Source organism: Streptomyces sp. NPDC104761 (assembly GCF_055583445.1).
This window is the reverse complement of the sequence record NZ_JBVJNZ010000017.1, coordinates 121,878-146,637: the sequence shown is the minus strand read 5'-3', so window position 1 is coordinate 146,637 and position 24,760 is coordinate 121,878. Positions and strand designations below refer to the sequence as shown.

The 24,760-nt window shown below is 72.5% G+C and carries 25 protein-coding genes; 14 read left to right on the top strand and 11 right to left on the bottom strand.

The annotated features are described in order from the left end of the window. Window positions 1-9 precede the first annotated feature (9 nt). The gene (locus tag ACZ63F_RS35970; protein WP_469717648.1) at window positions 10-987 is read right to left on the bottom strand and encodes a DMT family transporter; all 978 of its coding nucleotides are present in this window, start codon (window positions 985-987) and stop codon (window positions 10-12) included. Here ACZ63F_RS35970 and ACZ63F_RS35965 point away from each other — a divergent pair. From ACZ63F_RS35965 to ACZ63F_RS35955, 3 genes are all read left to right on the top strand, one after another. Beyond that, window positions 986-2,431 (top strand): aminotransferase-like domain-containing protein, encoded by a 1,446-nt coding sequence (locus ACZ63F_RS35965; protein ID WP_469717646.1) that lies wholly within the window; start codon window positions 986-988, stop codon window positions 2,429-2,431. The two genes, ACZ63F_RS35970 and ACZ63F_RS35965, sit on opposite strands and share 2 nt — an antisense overlap. A gap of 43 nt (window positions 2,432-2,474) precedes the next feature. Next, entirely contained in the window at window positions 2,475-2,933 is a 459-nt protein-coding gene (locus ACZ63F_RS35960) for a GNAT family N-acetyltransferase (RefSeq protein WP_352366367.1), read from the top strand. Window positions 2,934-3,037: 104 nt separating this feature from the next. Beyond that, the gene (locus tag ACZ63F_RS35955) at window positions 3,038-3,631 is read left to right on the top strand and encodes a histidine phosphatase family protein (protein WP_469717643.1); all 594 of its coding nucleotides are present in this window, start codon (window positions 3,038-3,040) and stop codon (window positions 3,629-3,631) included. 118 nt (window positions 3,632-3,749) lie between these two features. Here ACZ63F_RS35955 and ACZ63F_RS35950 read toward each other — a convergent pair whose 3' ends face one another. The 3 genes from ACZ63F_RS35950 to ACZ63F_RS35940 all read right to left on the bottom strand — a co-directional run bounded on the left by ACZ63F_RS35950 (window position 3,750) and on the right by ACZ63F_RS35940 (window position 5,843). Continuing rightward, window positions 3,750-4,190, bottom strand: coding sequence for a DUF6314 family protein (locus ACZ63F_RS35950; RefSeq protein WP_469717641.1), 441 nt, complete (start codon window positions 4,188-4,190; stop codon window positions 3,750-3,752). Window positions 4,191-4,338: 148 nt separating this feature from the next. After that, entirely contained in the window at window positions 4,339-4,773 is a 435-nt protein-coding gene (locus tag ACZ63F_RS35945; RefSeq protein ID WP_352366363.1) for a carboxymuconolactone decarboxylase family protein, read from the bottom strand. Window positions 4,774-4,934: 161 nt separating this feature from the next. Continuing rightward, complete coding sequence (locus ACZ63F_RS35940) at window positions 4,935-5,843, bottom strand: LysR family transcriptional regulator (RefSeq protein ID WP_469717638.1); 909 nt, start codon at window positions 5,841-5,843, stop codon at window positions 4,935-4,937. An 81-nt stretch (window positions 5,844-5,924) separates the two neighbouring features. Between ACZ63F_RS35940 and ACZ63F_RS35935 the strand changes: the two genes are divergently transcribed. From ACZ63F_RS35935 to ACZ63F_RS35885, 11 genes are all read left to right on the top strand, one after another. Beyond that, the gene (locus ACZ63F_RS35935; protein ID WP_469717636.1) at window positions 5,925-6,860 is read left to right on the top strand and encodes a DMT family transporter; all 936 of its coding nucleotides are present in this window, start codon (window positions 5,925-5,927) and stop codon (window positions 6,858-6,860) included. A gap of 196 nt (window positions 6,861-7,056) precedes the next feature. After that, window positions 7,057-9,681 carry a YfhO family protein gene (locus tag ACZ63F_RS35930; protein WP_469717634.1) on the top strand — a complete coding sequence of 875 codons (2,625 nt, stop codon included), beginning with the start codon at window positions 7,057-7,059 and terminating at the stop codon, window positions 9,679-9,681. 24 nt (window positions 9,682-9,705) lie between these two features. Next, window positions 9,706-10,680: a glycosyltransferase family 2 protein gene (locus ACZ63F_RS35925; RefSeq protein WP_351958857.1), complete on the top strand. Its 975-nt coding sequence runs from the start codon at window positions 9,706-9,708 to the stop codon at window positions 10,678-10,680. Then, a complete protein-coding gene (locus tag ACZ63F_RS35920) occupies window positions 10,680-11,153 on the top strand; it encodes a GtrA family protein (RefSeq protein WP_469717631.1) in 474 nt (157 codons plus the stop codon). The genes ACZ63F_RS35925 and ACZ63F_RS35920 overlap by 1 nt, the downstream gene beginning before the upstream one ends. 45 nt (window positions 11,154-11,198) lie before the next feature. Beyond that, window positions 11,199-12,227: an N-acetyl-gamma-glutamyl-phosphate reductase gene (gene argC / locus ACZ63F_RS35915; RefSeq protein WP_469717630.1), complete on the top strand. Its 1,029-nt coding sequence runs from the start codon at window positions 11,199-11,201 to the stop codon at window positions 12,225-12,227. Next, window positions 12,224-13,375, top strand: coding sequence for a bifunctional glutamate N-acetyltransferase/amino-acid acetyltransferase ArgJ (gene argJ / locus ACZ63F_RS35910; RefSeq protein ID WP_469717628.1), 1,152 nt, complete (start codon window positions 12,224-12,226; stop codon window positions 13,373-13,375). Before argC ends, argJ begins: the two co-directional genes overlap by 4 nt. After that, complete coding sequence (argB, locus tag ACZ63F_RS35905) at window positions 13,372-14,274, top strand: acetylglutamate kinase (protein WP_457698793.1); 903 nt, start codon at window positions 13,372-13,374, stop codon at window positions 14,272-14,274. Before argJ ends, argB begins: the two co-directional genes overlap by 4 nt. Continuing rightward, window positions 14,271-15,467 (top strand): acetylornithine transaminase, encoded by a 1,197-nt coding sequence (locus ACZ63F_RS35900; protein WP_469717626.1) that lies wholly within the window; start codon window positions 14,271-14,273, stop codon window positions 15,465-15,467. Before argB ends, ACZ63F_RS35900 begins: the two co-directional genes overlap by 4 nt. 7 nt (window positions 15,468-15,474) lie before the next feature. Next, window positions 15,475-16,020, top strand: a complete 546-nt coding sequence (locus ACZ63F_RS35895) for an arginine repressor (RefSeq protein WP_469717624.1) — start codon at window positions 15,475-15,477, stop codon at window positions 16,018-16,020. 144 nt (window positions 16,021-16,164) lie between these two features. After that, on the top strand, window positions 16,165-16,752 hold the full coding sequence (locus tag ACZ63F_RS35890) for an RNA polymerase sigma factor (RefSeq protein ID WP_469717622.1): 588 nt from the start codon (window positions 16,165-16,167) through the stop codon (window positions 16,750-16,752). Then, window positions 16,742-17,500, top strand: coding sequence for a hypothetical protein (locus ACZ63F_RS35885; RefSeq protein ID WP_469717620.1), 759 nt, complete (start codon window positions 16,742-16,744; stop codon window positions 17,498-17,500). The genes ACZ63F_RS35890 and ACZ63F_RS35885 overlap by 11 nt, the downstream gene beginning before the upstream one ends. Here the strand turns inward: ACZ63F_RS35885 and ACZ63F_RS35880 are convergent. The 7 genes from ACZ63F_RS35880 to ACZ63F_RS35850 all read right to left on the bottom strand — a co-directional run bounded on the left by ACZ63F_RS35880 (window position 17,495) and on the right by ACZ63F_RS35850 (window position 24,692). After that, on the bottom strand, window positions 17,495-19,267 hold the full coding sequence (locus ACZ63F_RS35880; protein WP_469717618.1) for an ABC transporter ATP-binding protein: 1,773 nt from the start codon (window positions 19,265-19,267) through the stop codon (window positions 17,495-17,497). The two genes, ACZ63F_RS35885 and ACZ63F_RS35880, sit on opposite strands and share 6 nt — an antisense overlap. A 76-nt stretch (window positions 19,268-19,343) precedes the next feature. After that, window positions 19,344-19,508: a hypothetical protein gene (locus ACZ63F_RS35875; protein ID WP_469717616.1), complete on the bottom strand. Its 165-nt coding sequence runs from the start codon at window positions 19,506-19,508 to the stop codon at window positions 19,344-19,346. 205 nt (window positions 19,509-19,713) lie between these two features. Then, window positions 19,714-20,454, bottom strand: coding sequence for an FAD:protein FMN transferase (locus ACZ63F_RS35870; RefSeq protein WP_469717698.1), 741 nt, complete (start codon window positions 20,452-20,454; stop codon window positions 19,714-19,716). A gap of 55 nt (window positions 20,455-20,509) precedes the next feature. After that, window positions 20,510-21,304 carry an FMN-binding protein gene (locus ACZ63F_RS35865; protein ID WP_469717614.1) on the bottom strand — a complete coding sequence of 265 codons (795 nt, stop codon included), beginning with the start codon at window positions 21,302-21,304 and terminating at the stop codon, window positions 20,510-20,512. Window positions 21,305-21,350: 46 nt separating this feature from the next. Next, entirely contained in the window at window positions 21,351-22,733 is a 1,383-nt protein-coding gene (locus ACZ63F_RS35860; RefSeq protein WP_351498861.1) for a ferredoxin reductase family protein, read from the bottom strand. A gap of 59 nt (window positions 22,734-22,792) precedes the next feature. Beyond that, on the bottom strand, window positions 22,793-23,314 hold the full coding sequence (locus tag ACZ63F_RS35855) for an FMN-binding protein (RefSeq protein ID WP_469717611.1): 522 nt from the start codon (window positions 23,312-23,314) through the stop codon (window positions 22,793-22,795). Window positions 23,315-23,333: 19 nt separating this feature from the next. Continuing rightward, a complete protein-coding gene (locus tag ACZ63F_RS35850) occupies window positions 23,334-24,692 on the bottom strand; it encodes a ferredoxin reductase family protein (RefSeq protein WP_469717609.1) in 1,359 nt (452 codons plus the stop codon). Window positions 24,693-24,760 lie beyond the last annotated feature (68 nt).

Genomic DNA, 24,760 nt, shown 5'->3' with positions numbered 1-24,760 from the left:
AGGGCCTCCTCACGATCGCGATCGTTGGGTGACGGCGATGCACACGAGCACGGCGGCGGCCGTGAGTGGGGCGGCCGCGGTGAGGGGCTCGCCCAGCAGCAGCACCGACCACACCAGTGTGAGCAGCGGCTGGGCCAACTGCAACTGGCTGGCCTTCGGAATGCCGACGGCCGCCATCCCCCGGTACCAGACCACCAGGCCGAGGAACTGCGAGCCCGCCGCCACCCACAGCACACCGGCCACCGCGTGCGCGCTCCAGACCACCGGCTCGTACGACAGCGCGAGCACGGCGGCCGGCACGGTCAGCGGCAGGCAGCCCACCAGCGCCCAGCCGATGACCTGCCAGCCCGGCATGATCCGGGCCAGCCGGCCGCCCTCGGTGTACCCGGCCGCGCACACCACCAGGGCCGCGAACAGATACCCGTCGGCCGCCGTGAGCGCCCCGCCGCTCTGGGCGACCGTGAACGCCAGCACGGCCGCCGCCCCCGCCAGGGCCGCCGCCCAGAAGGTGCGGGACGGGCGGATGCCCATGCGCAGGGCCGAGAAGAGGGCGGTGGTCAGCGGGAGCAGGCCCACCACGACGGCCGCGTGCGAGGTGGTGGAGGTCTCCAGGGCGAGCGTGGTCAGCAGCGGGAAGCCGAGCACGACCCCGGCCGCGACGACCGCCAGCCCCGCCCAGTGCCGTCGCTCGGGCAGCCGCACCCGAAGGAACAGCAGGCAGCAGCCCGCCATGGCCGCCGCGAGCACGCTGCGCACCGCCACCAGCGCCCACGGCCCGAAGCCCTCCAGGCCCCAGGCCGTGGCCGGGAAGGTGAGGGAGAAGGCGACGACACCGAGCGCGGCCTGGAGAGTGCCGAGCCGGTGGGCGGAGCCGGCGGCGGGGGAAGGGGCCGCCGCGGAAGGGGGCGAGAAAGGGGCCTGGGTGTCGGCCGGTGGCGTGCCGACCGCTATCGAAGTCCGGCTGGTAGCGCTACTCTGTGCTCTCATGTATGAGCGTAGCAGTGTCGTGGAACTGGCGGAACAGCTACGGCGGGACCTCGACCGCTACTCGACAGGTGGAAAGCTCCCGTCGAGCCGAGCCCTCGTCGAGCAGTTCCGGGTGTCCCCGGTGACCGTCTCCCGGGCGCTGGCCCAGCTGGTCGCGGAGGGGCTGGTCGTCACCCGGCCCGGCGCCGGCGCCTTCAAGGCCCCGCCGCGCCCCGCGGCCGAGCCCGTCGGGGACACCTCCTGGCAGGAGGTGGCGCTCAGCGCCGACGGCGCCCTCGACGTGGTCCCGCGCACCGTCGACGCGTCCGGGGTCACCGTGTGCCTCGCCGCCCCGCCGCCCGGCGTGCTGGAGCTCAGCGGCGGCTACCTGCACGCCTCCCTGGAGCCCGAGCGCGCGATGGCGGCGGCCCTGGCGCGGGCCGGCCGCCGCCCCGGCGCCTGGGGACGGCCGCCGCTCGAAGGCCTGCCCGAGCTGCGCGAGTGGTTCGCACGGGACATCGGCGGCGCGGTCACCGCCGCCGAGGTGCTGGTCGCGTCCGGCGGTCAGTCCGCGCTGGCCACCGCCCTGCGCGCACTCGCCCCGCCGGGCGCCCCGGTCCTGGTCGAGTCGCCCACCTACCCCGGCATGCTCGCCATCGCCCGCGCCGCCGGACTGCGCCCGGTGCCGGTCCCGGTCGACCCCGAGGGCGTCAGGCCCGCCCTCCTCGCCGACGCCTTCAGGGCCAGCGGGGCCCGGGTGTTCGTCTGCCAGCCCCTCTTCCAGAACCCGACCGGTGCCGTCCTCGCCGCGGACCGCCGCGCCGAGGTGCTGCGCATCGCCCGCGCGGCCGGCGCGTTCGTGATCGAGGACGACTACGTACGACGCCTGGTGCACGCCGACGCGGGCCCGCTGCCCCGACCGCTGGCCGCCGACGACCCCGACGGAGTCGTCGTCCACGTCGGCTCGCTCACCAAGGCCACCTCGCCGAGCTTCCGGGTGGCCGCCCTGGCCGCCCGCGGCCCGGTCCTGGAGCGCCTGCGGGCCATCCAGATCGTCGACACCTTCTTCGTTCCCCGCCCCCTCCAGGAGGCGGCCCTCGAACTCGTCGGCTCCCCGGCCTGGCCCCGCCACCTGCGCAACCTCGCCGCCGAGCTGAAGACCCGCCGCGACGCCCTCACCGGCGCCCTCGCCCACCACATCCCCGAACTCGCCCTGCCGCACATCCCCTCCGGCGGCTACCACCTCTGGCCGCGCCTCCCCGAAGGCACCGACGACACCACCCTGACCGCCGCCGCCCTCCGCGCCGGCGTCGCCATCACCCCGGGCCGCCCGTACTTCAGCGCCGAGGCCCCGGCCGCCCACGTCCGGCTGAGCTTCGCCGCGGTCGCGGGGACGGGGGAGATCCTGGAGGGGGTACGACGGCTCCGGGCCGCCTTCGACGAGGTGCTGCGTCCCAGGTCCTGAAATCCGATCGACGCCGCGGCAGCCGACCGGTGAGGATCCCCGCATGACCGACACACCAGGCCTGCCCGAGGGCTACGAGTTCTCCGCCGACACCGACCGCGTGGACGTCGAGCGCGTCCACCGCTGGCTGTCGACCGACGCCTACTGGGCGACCGGCCGCCCGCTGGACCAGCACGAGCGCGCGATGGCGGGCTCGCTGAACTTCGGGGTCTACGACACCGTCACCGGGGAGCAGGTGGCGTACGCGCGCGTGGTGACCGACCAGGCGCTGTTCGCGTGGCTCTGCGACGTCTACGTCGACCCGTCGGTGCGCGGCAAGGGTGTCGGGACCGCGATGGTCGGCGCGGTCCGCGAGCACCTGCGGCCGTCCGGCGTGCGGCGCGTGCTGCTGGCGACCCACGACGCCCACGGGGTCTACGAGAAGCTCGGATTTGCCCCGCTCGAACACCCGGACCAGTGGATGGCGCTCTACTACACCTCGCCCGAAGGACATTCCGGCTGACTTGTCGGACTCCTCCTGACCTTTGGGTAACGTTTCCTCCACGTCCGCCAACTCACCGCCCGATCGCCCTTGACCTGCGCACATGTGCGTCACACCATCGCCGCATGCCACTTCGGGTCACGTTCGTCGCGGCCGCGCGCAGCTCACCGCTGCTCGCGGAGCGCTTCCAGGACGACCGCCCGCTGGACCAGGCGGGCTGGGACGAGGTGCAGTGTGTCGCCGGTGAGCTCCTGCCCCTCGCGGCGGCCGAGCTGCGCTACTGCTCGCCGACGCCGCGCAGCCGCGCGACCGGCGACGCCCTGGGCTATGCCCCGCTGGTCCAGCTCGCGCTGCGCGACTGCGACATGGGCCGCTGGCGCGGGCTGACGCTGGGCGAGGCGATGGCCAGGGAGCCGGACCAGGTGGACGCCTGGCTCTCCGACCCGCTCGGCGCCCCGCACGGCGGCGAGTCGCTCCTGGCGTTCATCACCCGGGTCGGCGGCTGGCTCGACACCCGCCCCGTGGGCGACGGCGACCGTATCGTCGCCGTCGCGGAGCCCTCGGTGATCCGGGCCGCCCTCGTCTACGCCCTCAAGGCGCCGCCCGCGACCTACTGGAACATCGACGTACGCCCGCTCTCGACGACCACGGTGACGGGCCGGGGAGGCCGCTGGAACCTGCGGTTCGACCCGTCGTCGGCTCAGGCCTCCCGCGCGTAGACGCTCCGCTGGGAGGGCCGACCTGGGTCGCCGGTCGGCTGCGGCTGCGTCGTGGCCGGTCGCGCAGTTCCTCCCCCAGCCTTCGGCCGGGGGTACCCCCAGCGCCCCTTACGGGGCGCTACTCGCGAACGTAGTCGGTGGTCAGAAGCAGGTCCTTTGCCGGGCCGGCCACGCGCCACACCGTGCGCCAGTGGCCGGCGTCCTGGACGGTGAACTCGCCACGGTAGAGGTCGGCCGAGCAGGGGTGGTCGGCGATGTGGTGGCCCGAGGCCAGGTCCAGGTCGTGGAAGGGGCGGCCGTCGGCGAAGCGAACGTCCGCCGTGCCGGGGCGCGGGCCGGGCAGGAAGCGCAGGGTGCGTTCGGCGGGGCGGGCCACGCCCTGCCAGGTGAACGTGCCCGACTCCTGGTGCAGCAGGCCGCCGCCTTCCAGGGGGCTGAAGAGCGTGGCCCCCTCGAAGCGGCCCTCGCCCCCGCTCGCCAGATCGCGCACGGTCCGGTCCACCCGCCACGGCCCGGCCAGATGGGCCAGCACGTCCGCCACCGGCCAGAACTCGCCCACGGTCATCCCTTCGTCGGCCCACCACCCTACGCCGCCCCGGCCAGCGCCCACGGGCACCCCCGCCCCATTGACGCGCTCATGTCCAGTACCTACCTCGCCGTTCGAAGTGCTGACCTTGGTCCGCTATTTCGAACGAGCCGCCTGCGGATCAAGCGGACGTAGCGTCCGGCGCAGGCTGCTCGCCGACCGGCAGCAGCCCGCGCTCGGCGAACACCTTCTTGGCGACGAAGGTCGCGTTCAGCGCCTTGGGAAAGCCGCAGTATCCGGCCGCGTGCATCAGGGTCTCGACGATCTGCTCCGGTGTGAGACCCACGTTGAGGGACGCGTTGATGTGCACCTCCAGCTGGGGCTCGCAGCCGCCCAGCGCGGTGAGCATGCCCAGGGTCACCAACTGCCGGTCCCGGGGCGCCAGCTGGGGGCGGCTGTAGATCTCGCCGAAGCCCCATGCGACGATCTGGTGGCCCAGCTCCGGGCTGATGTCCGAGAGCGAGTCGATGACCCGCTGCCCGGCCTCGCCGTCGACCGTCCGCAGGACCTCGAGGCCGTGGGCGAAACGCTCTTCGCGGGTGCTGTTCTCGGTCATGTCAGCTCTTCCGTTCTCCTCGGAACCGGTCACGGGAAGAACGCTAGGAGTTGGAGCGTGCTCCAGGTCAAGCCGGTGCCGGGATCGGCCCAACGCGCGCAGCACGGCGACCTGTTCGTGGAGGCGGGTCCGACTCCGGTCGGTGGCGGCCGTACAGGGCGTCAGCCGTGACCCCTGCCTCGGATGACCTCCGCGGCCGCGACGAGCTCGCCGAGGACGGTGCGCACCGCCCTGCGGGCCGTGCGCTCGGGGCGGTGGAGGACGTCGATGTGGCGGTGGGCCTCGATGCCCGCGAGGGGGCGGAGGGTGACGTCCGGGTGCGGTCGGGAGGTCCAGCGGGGCATCAGGGCGACGCCGCCGCCCGCGGCGACCACCTCGGCGACCACGGCGATCTCGTTGACCCGGTGCACCACGTCGACCCGGCGCCCCGCCGCGGCCGCGATGGCCTCGACGGTGGCCAGCAGCGGGAAGCCGTCGTGCACAGTGATCCAGGGCTGGTCGGCGACGTCGTGCGCGGTCAGGGCGTCCCGTGCGGCCAGCGGGTGGCCGGCCGGCAGGGCGATGTCGAGCGGTTCGCGCAGCAGCGGGGTGGCCGTGGCGGTCCGGGGCCAGGGCGGGGCGTGGTCCAGACGGTGGGCGAGGACCAGGTCGTAGGCGCGGGTCAGGGGCGGGAAGCCGGCCTGGGCCACGTCCTCGTCGTGGAGGGCGAGCCGGGGGGACTCCGGGCCGCGCAGGCGTCGGAGCAGCAGGGGGAAGAACGCGGCGGCTCCGCTGTGGAAGGCCGCCAGCGACACCGTGCCGGCGGGTTCGTCGACGTACGCGTCGATGGTGTGCCGGGCCCGGGCCAGTGCCGCCTCCACGCCGATCGCCGCGTCCGCCAGGGCCTGCCCCGCCGGTGTGAGGACCAGCCGGCGGCCCGCCCGCTCGGTGAGCGGGACCTGGATCGAGCGCTGGAGCAGCCGCAGCTGCTGCGAGATGGCCGAGGGCGTGACCCGCAGCGCCTCGGCGACCGCCGTGACGCTGCCCAGTTCGCCCAGCTCCCGCAGGACCCGCAGCTGACGTTCGTCCACGGCGTGAGTGTAGCTCCGCTAAAGGATCGGTTGAGAAGGTCGTCGTTTACTTCAACGGGCGGGGCGTGGATCGTGAACGGCATGCCGACCACCCGCCGTATCGACGTGGTGCTCCTGGCCGTCGCCGTCGTCTGGGGCTCCAGCTATCTGACGGCGAAGACGGCCACGGACGCCCTGCCCGTGCCGACCGTCCTCTTCGCGCGCTACGCCGTCGCCGCGCTCGCGTGCGCGGTCCTGCTGCTCCGGTTCCGCGGCGCGACCAGCCGCCTCACGCGGGACGAGAAGGTCTACGGGGGGCTGCTCGGCCTCACCCAGGCCGCCGTCCTCGTCCTTGAGACGTACGGCGTCGCGCACACCAGCGCCGGGAACGCGGGCCTGATCATCAGCCTCACCCTCGTCCTCACCCCGGTCCTGGACCGGGTCGGCCTGCCGGGACGGTTCTTCCTCGCCGCCGGGGTGTGCCTGGCGGGTGTCGGGCTGCTCGTCTCGGGAAACGGGCTGCATGCCCCCGGAGCCGGTGACCTGCTGATGCTCGCGGCGGCAGTGGTGCGCGCCGGTCACGTGGTGCTGGTCGGCAGGGTGACCAGGGGCCGGGCCCTGCGCCCGCTGCAGCTGACCGCCGTGCAGTGCGCCGTCGGCGCCGCCCTGTTCCTGTTGCCCGCGGCCTCCGGACTGCCGACGCTCGCCCGGACCGGCGCCGCCACCTGGGCCCAGCTCCTCTACCTGGCCCTCTTCTGCGGTCTGTTCGCCTTCCTCGCCCAGACCTGGGCGGTCCAGCGCACCTCCGCGACCCGGGCCGGGCTCCTGCTGGGCACCGAACCGGTGTGGGCCCTGCTGGCCGGCACCGCCCTCGGCGGTGAGCGGCTCACCGTCCTCTCCGTCCTCGGAGCCACCCTCGTCGTCTCGGGAACGTACTGGGGTCAAGCCCTCGAACGCACCCATCGCGGACGCTCCGCGGCGGCGGCTCGTGAGACGGCCCCGCACCGCGCGGGCACAGGCGTCACACAGGCGAGTTAACCTGCGAAACATATTCCGGAAAGCTATTGTTTCCTTTGAGGTCGTGAATTCTTTCCCATAATGCACGCCGATTCGGAATTCGGCTTATTACTTCACAGGCGCGGCACAACCATCCGGAACCTCTACCCGTCTAAGTCGGCGAAACACCGACCTGCGGGGAGTGACGACCCCGTTTTTTATCTGGGGGCCGCACAGAATGAATCGCACCGTCCTGGCCGGACGTGAACAGGGGGCGATACCGGCAGGAGTTGAGGAGGGACGGGAAAACGGCCCGGTGAAAAGGCGGAGAGCCGACCCGCAAGCGGCCGCCGCGCTGCTCGCCGCGCTTCTCACCACCGTGGCGTTCTGTGCCGCCGACGTGATCGCCCGCAGCTACCCGTTCGGGCCCCGCACCCGCAGCGTCAACGACCTCGGCAACCAGTACGTGCCCTTCCACGCCCACCTCTGGGACCTGCTGCACGGCAGGGCCGACGGCGGCCTTCTCGTCAACTGGCAGTCCGGCTACGGCTCCAGCTTCCTGCCGGACCTCGGCACCTATGTGAGCAGCCCGTTCGCGCTCCTCGTCGCCCTCTTCCCGCGTGACGAGATCGACCTCGCGGTGTACACGGTCACCGTGCTGAAGACGGCGGTCGCCGGTGCCGCCATGGCCTGGCTGCTGATGAGCCTGCGCCGGGGCCGCTGGTGGGCGGCGGGCGTCCTGGGCGCCTCCTACGCCCTGTGCGGCTGGAGCCTCGCCCTCGCCTCGTACAACCCGATGTGGCTCGACGGCCTGATCGCGCTGCCGCTGTTCTGCCTGGTCGGCGAGTGGGCGATGACCGGCAGGCGGCCGCTGCCGAGCGTGCTGATCGTGGCGCTCGCCTGGATCGCCAACTTCTACACCGCCTACATGGCCACCCTCGGCGCCGCCCTGGTGCTGCTGCTCCGGCTGGTGCTCGCCGAGCTGCCCTGGCGGCGCGCCCTCGCCGTGGTCGGCCGGGCCGCGGTGACCGTCGCGCTGGGCATCGGCCTGGCCGCGCCCCTGGTGATCGTCGTGTACTCCGGCACCAAGCACGCGTACCCGGGCCGCGACGGCCACTTCGCCCCGGTCGGCACCGAGGACCTGCTCGCCCGGCTGCTGCCGACGACCTACAGCTACGGCTCCCCGGCCCTCTACGTCGGCATCACCGCACTGGTGCTCGCCCTCGCGCTGCCCTTCCACCGGAAGGTCCCGGTCCGGGTGCGGGCCGGCTGGACGGTCCTGGTGCTCGCGGTCGCCCTCTCCCTCCAGTGGGCGCCGACCAGTCTGGCCTGGCACGCCTTCGCCGTCCCGAACGGCAGTTCCTACCGGCAGGCCTTCGTGCTCTGTGCCCTGCTGGTCATCGCCGCCTGGCACGCACTGGCCTACGGGCTGCCCGACCGGCGGGCCCTCGGCGCGGCCGCCGGCCTGCTGGTCCTGGTCGCCGCCGTCGCGAGCCGCAGCGCCCTCACCCAGCAGCACGGCCACCACACCTGGCCGGTGGTGCTGCTCGCGACGGCGGGCACGCTCGGCGGGTTCGCCCTGCTCGGCCTGCGGCACGGCAGGCCGGTGCTGACCGCGCTGGCCGTGGCGCTGCTGATCGGCGCCCAGTTCGGCGAGGCCGCCGCCACCTCGGCCGTGGCCACCCGGATGCGGCTCGGCCACATGGACGACTACGCGCCCTGGGGCGACCGCCAGCAGAAGGAGGCGGAAGCGGTCGCGAGCGCCGACGCCTGGCCCGCGTACCGGACCGAACCCGGCCGCGACCAGACCGTCGCCAACGACCCCATGATGGTCGGCGGCCAGGGCTCCCAGTACTACAGCAGCCTCACCGCCGACGTCCTCAGCCGCACCCTCACCGCGCTCGGCGACGGCTGGACCTCCCGCGGCCGCAGCCTGCAGAGCCTCGACAACCCGGTCACCGACGCGGCCTTCGCCGTGGGCGCCCGGGTGCACAACCCGCCCGACCCGCACCAGAAGTGGCTGCCCCAGGGCGGCGGCCCCTCCACCGTCACCCGCGAGGACGTCCCGCCGCTGGTCACGGTACGGCCCACCGCCGCGCACACCACCCCGGCCGCCTTCGGCCCGTCCCCCTACCGCAACCAGGAACTCCTACTCGGCGCCCGCGTCTACACCCTGCCCCGCACCACCCTCAGCGGTACCCACCAGGGCGACGCGGCACAGGGCCTGCCGGTCGACGGAGCGCAGACCATCACCGCCCAGTGCCGGCCCGGGAGTTCGGTCTTCCTGTGGGCACCGCACTACTCGGGTACCGCCCGGCTCGCCGGCGGCGGCGAGCAGAAGCTGTTCCGGTCGGACGCCGAGAACGCGAAGATCGCCGCGATGCAGCCGCTCGGCACGGTGGGCGCCGCGGGGCGGGTCCGGATCGACCTGAAGCCCAACCGGCTCGGCCGCGTCCCGGCACAGGGCGCGGTCGGCTGCCTCGACACCGCGAGACTGCGCACCGCCGTACAGCACCTGAAGTCCACCGGCGCGACCAAGGTGACCGTCTCCGACGGCACCCTGCACGCGCAACTGCCCGCAGGGAGCAGGGGAACCGCCGTGGTGGCGGCCCCGCGGATCGCGGGCTGGCGCTGCTCCGCCGGCGGCGACGAGGTCCCGGCGGGCGAGTTCTACGGCCTGATCGCCGTCCCGCTCGGCGCCTCCGCCACCAGCCTGACCTGCACCTTCCACCCGCCCGGCCTGCGCCTGGGCGGCGCCGTCGGCGGCGCCTCGCTGCTGACCCTGATCCTCATCGGCACCGTCTCGGCCGTACGCCGCAGAGCCGCCGCCCGCCCCGGCGAGCGCACGACCACCGCTCACTGACCCGTCCCCAGGGGGAAGAAACCCATGCTGATATCGATCGTCGCGCCCTGTTACAACGAGGAAGACGTCATAGAGCGCTTCCACGAGCAGGTCCAGAAGATCGCCAACGAACTGCTGCCGCTCGGCCACGACATGGAGTTCGTGTACGTCGACGACGGCAGCCGCGACCGCACCCTGCCGCTCCTCAGCAAGATCGCCGACGGCGACTCGCGCGTCCGGTACGTCTCCTTCAGCCGCAACTTCGGCAAGGAGGCGGCCCTGCTGGCCGGCCTGAAGCACGCCACCGGGGACGCCGTGATCGTCATGGACGCCGACCTGCAGCACCCGCCGGCGCTGATCAAACGCATGGTCGAACTGCGCGGCGAGGGCTACGACCAGGTCATCGCCAAGCGCACCCGGCAGGGCGACCGCGTCACCCGCACCCTCACCGCCCGCCTCTACTACCGGCTCATCAACCGCATGGTCGACGTCGAACTCGTCGACGGCGTGGGCGACTTCCGGCTGATGTCACGCCGGGTGGTGGACGCGATCGTGAACCTCACCGAGTACAACCGTTTCTCCAAGGGCCTGTTCGCCTGGGTCGGCTTCCCCAGCACCACCTTCGAGTACGAGAACGCGGTGCGCGAACACGGCAGCAGCTCCTGGTCGTTCCGCAGCCTGCTCAACTACGGCCTCGACGGGCTGCTCTCCTTCAACAACCGCCCGCTGCGCGCCGCGCTCTACCTCGGCCTGACCCTGCTGGCCCTGGCCGGCGCGTACACGGCGTGGATCGTCGGCGGCGCGATGATCAACGGTGTCCAGACACCCGGCTATGTCACCATCATTACAGCCGTCACCGCCCTGGCCGGCGTACAGATGATCATGCTCGGGGTCATCGGCGAGTACACCGGCCGGATCTACTACGAGGTCAAGGGGCGCCCGCACTTCCTGGTGAAGGCGACGAACGTGGACCGAACGGAAGACCGCAGCCGCGGCACGACGAAGGACCTCATCCCCTGATGCCGAACGCCACCCTGCCGACCGCCACCGGACCGGCCCGCCCGATATCCGGGCAGATCATCACCTTCGCGGTGGTCGGCGTCGTCAACACCGCGACGTACTACGGCCTCTACCTGCTCTTCCTGAGGAGCCTGCCCTATTTGGCGGCGCATGTTCTCGCGTTTTTCCTGAGCATGATCGGCTCGTTTTTTCTCAATGCGAAGTTCACTTACCGGACGCGTCCCACCTGGCGGAAATTCCTGCTGTTCCCGCTGACCAACGCCACGAATTTCGTGATCACCACCGTGGGGGTGTACGTGATCGTCGACGTCCTGCACGCGGGAAGCAGGTTCGCTCCGCTGATGGCGTCGGCGGCGGCGATTCCGGTGACGTTCGTCGTCTCCCGCTGGGTCATGCTGCCGCGCCCCGAAGGTGCGCCAGGAGCCGCGGGACGGGCCGCGGCGGTGCCACGGCCGAACGATCCCGTTGCATAAAAGTGCATCGGACCGTATAGTCATGCCATCTGGAGGAGGATGGACATGGCGGTACGTGCGGCGGTGGCCGGGGCGAGCGGATACGCGGGCGGAGAGGTCCTGCGGCTGCTCCTCGCGCACCCCGAGGTCGAGATCGGCACCCTGACCGGCAACTCGAACGCGGGCCAGCGCCTCGGCGCGCTCCAGCCGCATCTGCTCCCGCTGGCCGACCGGGTGCTGGCGGAGACGACCCCCGAGGCCCTCGCCGGGCACGACGTCGTCTTCCTCGCCCTCCCGCACGGGCAGTCCGCCGCCGTCGCCGAACAGCTCGGCCCGGACGTCCTCGTCGTCGACATGGGTGCCGACTTCCGGCTGGCCGACCCGGCCGACTGGGAGCGCTTCTACGGCTCCCCGCACGCCGGCACCTGGCCCTACGGCCTCCCCGAACTTCCGGGTGCCCGCGCCGCGCTGGAGGGGTCCAAGCGCATCGCGGTACCCGGTTGCTACCCCACCGCCGTCTCCCTCGCCCTGTACCCGGCCTACGCCGCCCAGCTCGCGGAGCCCGAGGCGCTGATCGTCGCCGCGTCCGGCACCTCCGGCGCGGGCAAGGCGCCCAAGCCGCACCTGCTGGGCAGCGAGGTCATGGGCTCCATGTCGCCGTACGGCGTCGGCGGCGGCCACCGGCACACCCCCGAGATGATCCAGAACCTGAGCGCGGTGGCGGGGCAGCGGGTCGCCGTCTCCTTCACGCCGACGCTCGCGCCGATGCCCCGGGGCATCCTCGCCACCTGCAGCGCCAAGGCCGTACCGGGTGTGACGGCGGACTCCGTGCGTGCCGCCTACGAAAAGGCCTACGCCGACGAACCCTTCGTCCACCTGCTCCCCGAGGGGCAGTGGCCCGCCACGGCGTCCGTCCACGGTTCCAACGCCGTTCAGGTGCAGGTCGCGTACGACGAGGCGGTGGGCCGCATCATCGCGATCAGCGCCATCGACAACCTGACCAAGGGCACCGCCGGCGGTGCCGTCCAGAGCATGAACCTCGCCCTGGGTCTCGCCGAGACCACCGGGCTGACCACGATCGGAGTTGCGCCGTGAGCGTGACGGCAGCGAAGGGATTCACGGCCGCGGGCATCGCGGCCGGGATCAAGGAGAACGGCAACCCGGACCTGGCCCTCGTGGTCAACACGGGGCCCCGCCGTGCCGCCGCGGGCGTCTTCACCTCCAACCGCGTGAAGGCCGCGCCGGTGCTGTGGTCCGAGCAGGTCCTCAAGAGCGGCCAGGTCTCGGCCGTCCTCCTCAACTCCGGCGGCGCCAACGCCTGCACCGGCCCCAAGGGCTTCCAGGACACCCACGCGACCGCCGAGAAGGTCGCCGAGGTGCTCGGGCGCGGTGCCATCGAGGTCGCGGTCTGCTCGACCGGCCTGATCGGCGTGCTCCTGCCCATGGACAAGCTGCTGCCGGGCGTGGAGGCCGCGGCCGCCGCCCTGAGCGAGCACGGCGGCGAGAAGGCCGCCATCGCCATCAAGACCACCGACACCGTGCACAAGACGGCCGTGGTCACCAAGGACGGCTGGACCGTCGGCGGGATGGCCAAGGGCGCCGGCATGCTCGCGCCCGGCCTCGCCACCATGCTGGTCGTCCTCACCACGGACGCGGTCCTCGAGAGCGAGGTGCTCGACAAGGCGCTGCGGGCCGCGACCCGGACCACCTTCGACCGCGTCGACTCCGACGGCTGCATGTCCACCAACGACACCGTGCTGCTGCTCGCCTCGGGCGCGGCCGGCGTCACCCCGGAGTACGAGGAGTTCGCCGAGGCCGTCCGCGCCGTCTGCGACGACCTGGGCCAGCAGCTGATCCGGGACGCCGAGGGCGCCAGCAAGGACATCAAGGTGGAGGTGGTCAACGCCGCCTCCGAGGACGACGCCGTCGAGGTGGGCCGCTCCATCGCCCGCAACAACCTTCTCAAGTGCGCCATCCACGGCGAGGATCCCAACTGGGGCCGGGTGCTGTCCGCCATCGGCACGACGAAGGCCGCCTTCGAGCCGGACCGGCTGAACGTCGCCATCAACGGCGTCTGGGTCTGCAAGAACGGCGGGGTGGGCGAGGACCGCGAGAAGGTCGACATGCGCTACCGCGAGGTGCACATCGTCGCCGACCTCGCCGCCGGCTCCGAGACCGCCACCATCTGGACCAACGACCTGACCGCGGACTACGTCCACGAGAACAGCGCGTACTCGTCATGAGCACCACGCGCAGGCACACCGCGCTGCCCAAGGCCCAGACCCTCATCGAGGCCCTGCCCTGGCTGGTCCGTCACAACGGCAAGACCGTCGTGATCAAGTTCGGCGGCAACGCCATGATCGACGAGGACCTGAAGGCGGCCTTCGCCCAGGACGTCGTCTTCCTGCACCACGCCGGCCTCAAGCCGGTCGTCGTGCACGGCGGCGGCCCGCAGATCAGCGCCGCGCTGGACAGGCACGGCATCGTCAGCGAGTTCAAGGCCGGCCTCCGGGTCACCACCGAGGACGCCATGGACGTCGTACGGATGGTGCTCGCCGGGCAGGTCCAGCGTGAGCTGGTCAACCTGCTCAACCAGCACGGGCCGCTCGCCGTCGGACTGACCGGCGAGGACGCCCACACCATCACCGCCACCAAGCACCGGCCCGAGATCGACGGCGAACTCGTCGACATCGGACGGGTCGGCGAGATCACCTCGATCGACACGGGCGCGATCGAGGCCCTGCTCGCCGACGGCCGGATCCCGGTCGTCTCCTCGATCGCCCGCTCCCAGGACGACGGACATGTCTACAACGTCAATGCTGATACGGCGGCTGCGGCACTCGCTGCTGCTCTGGGCGCCGAAACCCTCATGGTCCTCACCGACGTGGAGGGCCTCTACGAGGACTGGCCGAACTCCGACGAGGTGATCAGCCGCCTCACCGCTTCCCAGCTGGAGAAGCTGCTGCCGGACCTCAGCTCCGGCATGGTGCCGAAGATGGAGGGCTGCCTGCACGCCGTACGCAACGGCGTCACCACCGCCCGCGTCATCGACGGCCGGGTCCAGCACTCGATCCTGCTGGAGATCTTCACGGACGAAGGCATCGGCACGATGGTCGTGCCGGACCAGGAGGGGGAGTCATGAGCAACCAGGAACTGACCACGCGCTGGCAGGGCGCGCTCATGAACAACTACGGCACCCCGCGCCTGCCGCTCGTCCGCGGCGAGGGTGTCAGGGTCTGGGACACCGAGGGCCACGAGTACCTCGACTTCGTCGGTGGCATCGCCACCAACGCGCTCGGCCACGCCCACCCCGCGATCGTCGAGGCCGTCAGCAGGCAGATCGCGTCCCTCGGCCACATCTCCAACTTCTTCATGGCCGAGCCCACCGTCGCCCTCGCCGAACGGCTGATCCAGCTCTTCGGCCGGGACGGCCGGGTCTTCTTCTGCAACTCCGGCGCCGAGGCCAACGAGGCCGCCTTCAAGATCGGCCGGCTGACCGGGCGGACCCACATGGTCGCCACCGACGGCGGCTTCCACGGCCGGACGATGGGCGCCCTCGCACTCACCGGGCAGCCCGCCAAGCAGGACCCGTTCCGCCCGCTGCCCGCCGACGTCACCCACGTTCCCTACGGCGACGCGCAGGCGCTGGCCGCCGCCGTCACCGAGGAGACCGCCCTCGTCGTCATCGAGCCCGTCCAGGGGGAGAACGGCGTGGTCGTGCCCCCGGCCGGCTACCTCAAGGCGGCCCGCGCGATCACCGCCGCCACCGGCGCGCTGCTCGTCCTGGACGAGGTGCAGACCGGGATCGGCCGCACCGGCACCTGGTTCGAGTACCAGGCCCACGAGGGCGTGCTGCCCGACGTCGTCACCCTCGCCAAGCAGCTCGGCGGCGGGCTGCCCCTCGGCGCGACGGTGGCCTTCGGCCGCGCCGCCGAACTCCTCCAGCCCGGCCACCACGGCACCACCTTCGGCGGCAACCCGGTCGCCTGCGCCGCCGGCCTCGCCGTCCTCGACACCATCGAGAACGAGGGGTTGCTGGAGAACGTCAAGCGGCAGAGCGGAAGGTTGCGGGACGGAATCGAGGGTCTCGGCCACCGGTTGATCGATTATGTCCGGGGCGCGGGCCTCCTGCTGGGTATCGTGCTCACCGAGCCGCTGGCAGCGCAGGTGCAGCAGGCGGCTCAGGAGGCCGGGTTCCTGGTGAACGCGCCCGCTCCCGACGTCGTACGGCTGATGCCGCCGCTGAACCTCCGCGACGCCGAGGCGGACGCGCTGCTGCGTGCCCTGCCCGGCATCCTCGACGCAGCGAGCGGGGACGGACGATCCGGAGAATGAGACGACGATGAGCCAGGCGCAGGAGTACGACCAGTCGGGCGGGGCGGGGCCCGCGGTGCCGCAGACCCGGACCGCCCGGCACCGCCGGATCGTGGACATCCTCAACCGGCAGCCGGTGCGCTCGCAGAGCCAGCTCGCGAAACTGCTGTCCGACGACGGGCTGACGGTGACCCAGGCGACGCTCTCCCGGGACCTCGACGAGCTGAACGCGGTGAAGATCCGCAACACCGACGGCGAGCTGATCTACGCGGTACCCAGCGAGGGCGGCTTCCGCACCCCGCGCGCCCCGCTCGGGGAGTCGGCGAAGGAGGAGCGGATGCGCCGCCTCTCCCAGGAGCTCCTGATCTCGGCCGAGGCCTCGGCCAACCTGGTCGTCCTGCGCACCCCGCCCGGCGCGGCCCAGTTCCTCGCGTCCTCGATCGACCAGGCCGAGTTGCACGACATCCTCGGCACCATCGCCGGCGACGACACGGTGCTGCTCATCAGCAGGGACCCGACCGGCGGCCAGGCCCTCGCGGACCACCTGCTGCGGCTCGCCCAGAACGGCCACTGACGGCCACTTTCCGGGCGCCGGGAGCCGCCGGCCGACCCGCGTGCGGGGCCCGGTGCGGCGACGGACAATGACCGTGTGATGTTCCGCGGCGAGCGGTCAGGCGGGTGGGCAATCCCCTGGCGGCCGTCGAACGTACCCAGAGGTGTGTCGGGATTCCGGTTCCCTGTCGGCCGCCTCCCGGACGAGGCTCTGCTGTCCGGGCTGGCCACCGGAGACCCGGAGCTCGCCGAGGTCTTCGTACGGAGATTTCAGCACCGGGTCTTCGGGGTCGCGATGGCCGTCACCCGGGACCAGCAGCTTGCCGAGGACGTCGCCCAGCAGACGTTCGAGCGCGCATGGCGGCATGCCCAGATCTACGACTCGCGCCGCGGCTCGGTCGGGACCTGGCTCACCACCATCGCCCACAACCTCGCCGTCGACGCCGTCCGGGCCCGGCGGACGGAACCGATGGCACCCGAGGACCTCGACCCCCTGCTCGACGCGGTCACCGAGACCCCCGAGCGGTGGGCGCTGGCCGACGAGGCCTCCACCCAGCTCCGGGCCGCGCTGGCCCGGCTGCCGAGGGAACAGGCCAGGGCCCTGATGATGGCCGGCATCTACGGCATGACGGCCCAGCAGATCGCCGACGCGGAGCGGATCCCGCTGGGCACGGCCAAGACGCGGATCAGAGCGGCGATGGCGAAACTCCGCGCCGCGCTCACGTGCCCGAAGGGAGGCGACCATGTCCGCTGACGCGCACTGCGCGAAGCTGCGCGAGGCCGGCGCCGAACTGGCGCTGGGCGTCCTGCCCGGCCGCGAGCGGGCCGAGGCGGTCGCCCACCTGGACGGGTGCGCGGACTGCCGGGAGTACGTGCGCCGGCTCACCGGGATAGGCGACCGGTTGATCGGCCTGCTGCCGGAGAGCGATCCGCCGCCCGGCTTCGAGACGCGGGTGGCGCGCAGCCTGGCCGAGCAGGCGGCAGGGGCCGAGGGGGCCCGGCGGCCCGCCTACGCCGCCCAGGTCCGGCGCGGCCGAGTCCGGCGCCTGAGGCTGCGGCTCGCCGCGGTCGCCGCCACCGCCGCGGTCGCGGTCGGCTTCGCCGGCTGGGCGATCGGCAGCGCCGTCGAGGGCGCCGTCACCGCCTCGGCGCCCGCGGTGGAGTCCGAGCCCATGCTGGCCGGGGACATGATCCCGGCAGGCGGCGGAGAGCCCGTCGGCGAGATCTACGCCCACCCCGGCATCCCCGCCTGGATGTTCGTCTCCGTCGCCCTCCCCGGCACCCCCTACAAGGACAGGGTCACCTGCCTCCTGGCACGCGCCGACGGTACGACCACGCGGATCGGCGACTTCCCCCTGCGGGGCGGACGCGGCAACTGGGGCGTGGCGGTCCCCGTGGACCTCACCAGGTACTCCGCCGCCCGCCTCACCTCCGCCGACGGCACCGTCCTCGCCACCGCCCAGCTGCTGAAGGGCAAGGTGGTGACCCCGGAGGTGTCATGACAGCACGGCTCCCGAGCCGAGCCGGTGCAGCAGGGCGTACGGACCCTGCCGCCCGAGCAGGTCCGCGGGCGCGCCGTCCTCGACGACGCGGCCGTGGTCGAGCACCACGATCCGGGTGGCGTCGCGGACGGTCGGCAGCTGGTGCGAGACGACGACGGTGGTCCGCCCGGCCATGAGCCGGCGCAGCGGCTCCATGACCCGCCGCGCCGAGCGGACGTCCAGCCCTGCGGTGGGCTCGTCCAGCAGGAGCACCGGGGCGTCCCGGATCATCGCGCGGGCGATCGCCAGCCGACGGCACTGGCCCCCGGAGAGCGTCCGGCCGCGCTGTCCGACGAGCGTGTCGTAGCCGTCGGGGAGCCGCTCGACGAACTCGTGGGCGTCCGCGGCCCGCGCCGCCGCGACGATCTCCGCCTCCGTGGCCGACGGCCGGCCGTAGGCGATGTTCTCGCGCACGGTGCCGTGGAAGACGAGGGTCTCCTGCAGCACCACCGCGATGTTCTCCCGGACGTCGGTCAGGCTGAGCTCGCGCAGATCGGTCCCGTCGAGGCGGACGGCGCCCCGGTCGGGGTCGTAGAACCGCAACTGCAGCTTCGCGAGCGTGGACTTGCCCGACCCGCTCGCCCCGACCAGCGCCACCGTCTCCCCGGGAGCCGCCCGGAACGACACGTCGGACAGCGCCCAGGCCTCGGTGCCGGGATAGCGGAACCACACCCCGTCGAACTCCAGGGTGCCGCGCGCCCGTTGGATCCGGCGCGCGCCGGCCGCCTCGGTCACCTGGGGCCGCTCGTCGAGCAGTTCGATGATCCGTTCCGCGGCGGCGGAGGCCGTGTAGAAGGTGGTGCCGAGCCCGGACAGCCCGTGGACCGGGCTGTACAGCTTGCCGATCAGCGCGAGGAAGACCAGCAGTCCGCCCAGCGTGAGCTGACCCTGGGCCAGCTTCCAGGTGCCGAGGGCCAGCACCGCGAGGCCGCCGGTCACCTCCACGAACTCGACCGCGGGCGCGTACACGGCGCGGATCCGCGCCGAGGCCATCGCCGCCCGGAACCGGCCGGTGTTCTCCCGCTCGAACCGGCGTGCCTCCCACGCCTGCCGGTTGTACGCCTGCACGAGGACGACGTTGCCCAGCGACTCCTCGGCGATCGCGCCGAGCGCCCCGCCACGCCGCCTGCGCTCCCGCGAGGCCTCCCTGACCAGCCGCGAGAAGTACCGGGCCGCGCCCCAGAACAGCGGTACGACGACGAGGGCGAGCAGGGTCAGGTCCCAGCGCAGGTAGAGCAGCATGCCGAGGTAGACGCCCAGGCTGATCACGTAGTACAGGGCGTCCGCGACACCCGAGAGCAGGAACGTCTCCACCGCGTCGACGTCGCCCGTCACCCTCGACAGGACGTCCCCGAGCCGCCGGCGCTCGAAGAAGCCGAGCGAGAGCCCCTGGACATGCCGGAAGACGTCGGCGCGCAGGGCGAGCAGGAAGCGTTCGCCGACCCAGGTGGAGGTCACGTCGTCGGCGTAGCCGAGGATGCCGGAGCAGAGGACGAGGCCGAGGTAGGCGGGCGCGATCCACAGGAAGGGGCGCAACTCCCGGCCGACGAGCACGTCGTCGACGACGAACTTGAAGAGCCAGAGCTCCGCGGCGTCGACCGCCGGGCCGGTCAGGCTCAGCACGACGAGCGGCACGAGCCAGCGGCGGCCGCCTCTCGTGTAAGGCCAGAACCGCCGGAAGACCTCGCGTGGGGGGACCGGGGGAGCGGCCGTGACCACTTGCGCCATGAGAGGGGGTCCTCGGAGAACACCGGCGGAGCGGCCCGGCTGACCCGTAACCGGTCCGCTCCGTCATTCGGTGTGGTCAGTAGTGGTCGTGGTCGTGGTCGTGCCGGTCGTGGTCGTGCCGGTCGTGCCGGTCGTGGTCGTGACCGTGGTCGTGCCGGTGACCGTGCCGGTCGTCGTGGTCATGGTCGTGGTCGTGGTCGCGATCGTGCTTGAACGGCATCAGGTTGCTGAAGACGGCCATTGGGTTCCTCCCGAATCTTGCGTCACAGGGGGTACGGCCGAGGAGGGAATCGGGATGGCCGATTACGGGACAAATCCGGAAAACTTTTCAACTGCGGGCCGTGGGAGGCCGGTCGCGCAGTTCTCCCCCCAGCCTTCGGCCGGGGTGCCCCCAGCGCCCCTTGCGGGACGCTGTCCAGCCGCGCCCGCCCGTGCCGCCCTGGACCTCAGCCCAGACGTGCGGCCAGTCCCCCGGTGCACCGCACCTCGTCCCCCGCCGTGATCAACAGCCCCTCCACGTCCGGCAGCGACTCCAGCCAGGCCAGCCCGGCCCGCGACCCCATCGCGAACGCCGCCGTCGCCCAGCAGTCCACCCACGTCAGCCGCGGCCCCACCACCGTCACCGCCACCAGGTCCGTCACCGCCGACTTCCCGGTCCGCGGATCGACGATGTGGGCGCCCCGCTCCGCCGTACCGGACGTGGCGACCGCCAGTTCCGGCACCCCCGCCGCCGAGATCACCGCCGCCAGCCCGCCCGGCCGCAACGGATCGGCGATGCCCACCCGCCACGCCCGCGTCGGCTCGGGCGCGCCGAACATCTGGACGTCTCCGCCGCCGTTCACGCTGACGCCCCGCACCCCGGCCACCCGCGCCAGTGTCTGCGCCGCCCGCTCCGCGGACCAGCCCTTCACGATCCCGGTGGGATCGAGCCGCCCCCGGTAGCGCGTGCTGAACCAGCCGTCGCTCGTCCGCTCCGCCTCGGCAGCCAGTTCCAGCACCTCGGCCACCTCGGGATCGCAGTCGCCGACGCCGATCTCCTCCCGCGCGAGCCGGGACACCTGGCTGTCCTCGCGGTACGTGCTGAACACCTCGTCGACCCGGTGCAGCCCGGCGACCGCCTCGTCCAGGGCCGCCCGTACGGCATCCGGATCCCCGCCGCGGACGTCGAAGGAGAAGACGGTCCCCATGACCTCCTCCGCATGACGCACCGCGGCGGGAGCCTCCGCGGACTCGGCCACCGCCTCAGCCACCGGCCTGGTCCAGCGCCGACTGCAGGGACTGCTTGTAGCCGGTACTGGTGTAGGTGGCCCCGGAGACGGAGTCGATGTTCGCGCTCTGCGCCGCAACCGCCTCCTGGTTGAGCTTCGGGACGGAGAGCGCCGTCTTCTGGTCGCTGGTGCCGCCCTTGGGCGCCTGCACCGCCTCCGCCTTGGTGATCTTCCCGCCGGAGACGGTGATCCGGACCTGGACCGGCCCGTACTGGGTCTGCGCGACCTGCCCGGTCACCGTCTTGGCCTGCGCCTGCGCGGACCCGGAGGAGGACGAGGAGCCCGCGGAGGAGCCCGCGGAGCTCGACGCACTCGCCGCCTTCAGCTTGTCCAGCGCCGACTGCAGCGACTTCTTGTAGCCGGTGCTCGTGTAGGTGGCCCCGGAGACGGAGTCGATGTTCGCGCTCTGCGCCGCCACCGTCTCCTTGTTGAGCTGCGGCACCGACAGCGCGGTCTTCTGGTCGCTGGTGCCGCCCTTGGGCGCCTGGATCGCCTGGGCCTGGGTGATCTTGCCGCCCGCGACGGTCAGCCGGACCTGGACGACCCCGTACTGCGTCTGGGTCGCGGCCCCGTCCACCGTGGTGCTGCCGGCGGCCCCGGTGCCGCCCTGCGGCGACTCCTGCCCGGCCGCCGCGGCCGACGGGGCCGCGCCCGCCGCCGACGCGGACGCCGGGTCCGACGACGGCTTCAGCGACAGCAGCAGCACGACACCGGACACGGTCGCCGCGGTGGCCAGCACCACACGCCTGATGGGGTGACTCTTCCTCATCGCTTACGAACTCCCGATTCCCTGGATTCCCGTGTGGTCCCGTCGCTCACATCTCGAACGACTCGTGATGGATGCGGCGGGCGGGAACCCCCGCGCCGCGCAGTGCTTCGTACACGCCCTGCGCGAACCCGGGCGGGCCGCACATGAAGACGTCGTGGTCGACGATGTCCGGGATCTTCCGCTGGAGGTTCTCGGCGGAGATGTCAGGACGCTCGCCCTCCGGGCTGTTGACCGCGTACATCAGCCGGGCCCCGCGCTCCTTGGCGATCTTGGCCAGCTCGTCCCACAGGGCGAGGTCCTGCGTGGTGTTGGCCCGGTAGAGCAGGGTCAGGTCACCCGCGGCACCGGGCAGCGTCTCGAACAGCGCCCGCATGGGCGTGATCCCGACGCCGCCCGCCACCAGCAGGACCTTGCCGCGGCTGCGCCGGGACGCGGTCATCGCCCCGTACGGCCCCTCGGCCCACACCTTGGTCCCGGGCCGTAGTTCGCGCAGCCGCGCGCTGTGGTCGCCGATCGCCTTGACGGTGATCCGCAGCATGTCGGGGCGGGGGGCCGCCGACAGGGAGTACGGGTGCGAGCTGAACCGCATCCCGGGGGCCATGAACCGCCAGCGGAAGAACTGGCCGGCCTCCGCGCCCATCCGGTGCAGCTTGCGCCCGCCGATCAGCACGGACACGATGCCCGGCGTCTCCTCGATGACCGCCTCGACCCGCATGCGGTGCCGCAGGTTGAGCCGGATCGGGGTGAGGATCCGGTACCAGACCACCAGCGCGGTGACGGCGCCGTACAGCCCGTACCAGAAGGTCTTGGCCATCGGGGTGAGGGCGAAGTCGTTGCCGGTGGTGATCTGGTGCCAGAACGTCAGGAACACCGCCGCGTAGGTCAGCAGGTGCACGTGGTACCAGGTGTCGTACGGCATCCGGCGCCGCACCGGCCCGATCGAGGTCAGGCCGATGACGACGAACAGGCCGGTCCCGATGGCCGCCTTGCCCATGTCGGGGAGCTGGTTCACGGAGTCGATGGTCTGCTGGACAATGTCGTTCAGCGTCTTGCCGGCCTGCAGCGCGTAGCCCCACATGATGAGGAAGACGTGCGCGAAGACCAGGCAGAGCGTGTAGCGGCCGCTCATCGCGTGCCAGCGGGCGACGCGGTCGGAGCCGACCCGCCGCTCCAGCGCGGGCACCCGGGCCATCTGGAGCACCACGAGTGCCATCAGATAGCCGGCCAGCAGGCCGGTGATCCGGCCCGCGTTGAGGATCTTGCCGTTCTGGTCGGCGATGGACGGGGTGTTGTGCCACCACAGCCAGAGCACGGCCGCCGCGCCCGCCCATACGGCGAGCAGCAGCGGTACGGCCGGTGAGCGGCGCGGGCGGATGCGGCGCATCGTCTGGCGGCGGGCGGCACGTCCGCCTGCGAGCGTGGTGGTCACGGTTCCTCCGTAGGGACTTGACCCTTGGCCCACAGGTACGTGCCGTACCGCCTGAGCGTTCAGAGTCCCGCGGAGTCCAGTGCGGACTGGAGCGACTGCTGGTAACCCTGGCTGGTGTAGGTGGCCCCGGAGACGGTGTCGATGCTCGCACTCTGTGCCGCCAGCGCCTCGGTGCGCAGCTGCGGAAGGGCGTACTGGTTGATCTCCTGGTCCCGTGGGTTGTCCGACGGGTACTGGACCGCCGTGACGTCGGTGATCTTGCCGTTCTTGATGGTCACCTTCACCTGGACCGGGCCCCAGCGGGTCTGGACGGTGTCCCCGGTGACGGTCCTGGTGCCGGTGCTGCTGCTCCCGGAGGTGCCGGACTTGCCGGAGCTGCCGGAGCTGCCGGAGCTGCCGGAGCCGCCGGTCGCGCCCGGGGAGGCGCTCGCGGACGCCGACGGGGCGGGGGCCGCGGAGTCGGTGACCACGGTCGGGGCGGTGTGCGGCTTCAGCGCCAGCAGCATCACCATTCCGGAGACGGTGGCGGCACTCGCGAGCACGATGCGCCGCAGGGGCCGGTTCTTGTTCAGTGCGTGCACGACAGGGGCCTCACAGCTCTCACAGTTCGAACGACTCGTGGTGGATGCGGCGGTCCGGCACCCCGGCCGCGCGCAGCGCCCCGTACAGCTCCTGGGCGAAGCCGTGCGGACCGCATATGTACACGTCGTAACCGGCGAGGCCCGGGAAGGTAGCCCGCAGCGACTCCGCCGTGAGGGCGGGGCGCTCGCCCCGCGGGCCGTTGAGGGCGTACAGCACCTGGGCGCCGCGCCAGCGTGCGATCGCCTCCAGCTCGCCGCCGAGCGCCAGGTCCTCGGCCGTGCGCGCCCGGTAGAGCAGGGTGACGTCTCCGGGCAGCGTCTCGAAGAGCGCCCGCAGGGGGGTGACGCCGACGCCCGCCGCGATCAGCAGGGTCCGGTGGCTGGTGGCCCGGTCCGCGGTGAGGCCGCCGTACGGGCCCTCCGCCCACACCCGGGTGCCGGAGCGCAGCAGCGACACGGCCGCGCTGTGGTCGCCGAGCGACTTGACCGTGATCCGCAGCAGGTCGCCGCGCGGCGGTGCCGAGAGCGAGTACGGGGTCGACGTCCAGCCCATGCCGTCGCCGCCGAAGAACCGCCAGCGGAAGAACTGCCCGGCCTGTGCGCCCAGTTCCCCGATCCGCCGGCCCTGGACGACCACCGAGTACACGCCCGGCGCCTCCTGCTGCACGGAGTGCACGCGCAGCCGGTGCCGGAGGTTGAGCCGCACCGGCGCCAGGATCCGGAACCACAGCACCAGGACGGCGACCCCGAGGTACAGCGCGTACCAGAAGGCGGTGGCGACCGGCTTGCCGTTGAGGTCGTTGCCCAGCGTCAGCTGGTGGAAGAAGGCGAGGATGACGGCCGCGTAGGTGAGCAGGTGGACGTAGTACCAGAACTCGTAGCTGGTCCGGCGGCGTGCCGCGCGCATCGAGGTGATGCCGACGGCGAAGAGGATCACCGTGGCGGCGGTCGCCTTGAGCATGTCGGGGTAGTCCAGGACGACGTTCAGCGTCTCGTGGACGATCGAGGCGTGGTCCTGGGCCGCGTACCCGGTGAGGATCAGCACGACGTGCGCGACCAGCAGACAGACCGTGTAACGGCCGGCCATCGCGTGCCAGCGGGCGATCCGGTCCGAGCCGACCCGCACCTCCAGCAGCGGGACCCGGGCCATCAGGCCGACGAGCACCGCGCAGGAGTACCCGCACAGCAGCCCGGCGATCCGCCCGGCCCCGGTCAGCCAGCCCGCCGCACCCACCACGGAGCCCGTGTCCGACCACCACAGCAGGAGCACGGCCACGGCCCCGCCCCACAGCAGGGTGAGCACCGCGGCGGCGGGGGAGCGGCGCGTGGGCACGGCGGGCGCGGCCCGGGCCGTGCGCCGTTCGTCCACCGTCGTCATGAATCGGGTCCTTTCTCCGGTCAGGACGCCACTGTGCAGCCCGAACCTCTGAGCACCTTCTGAAACGG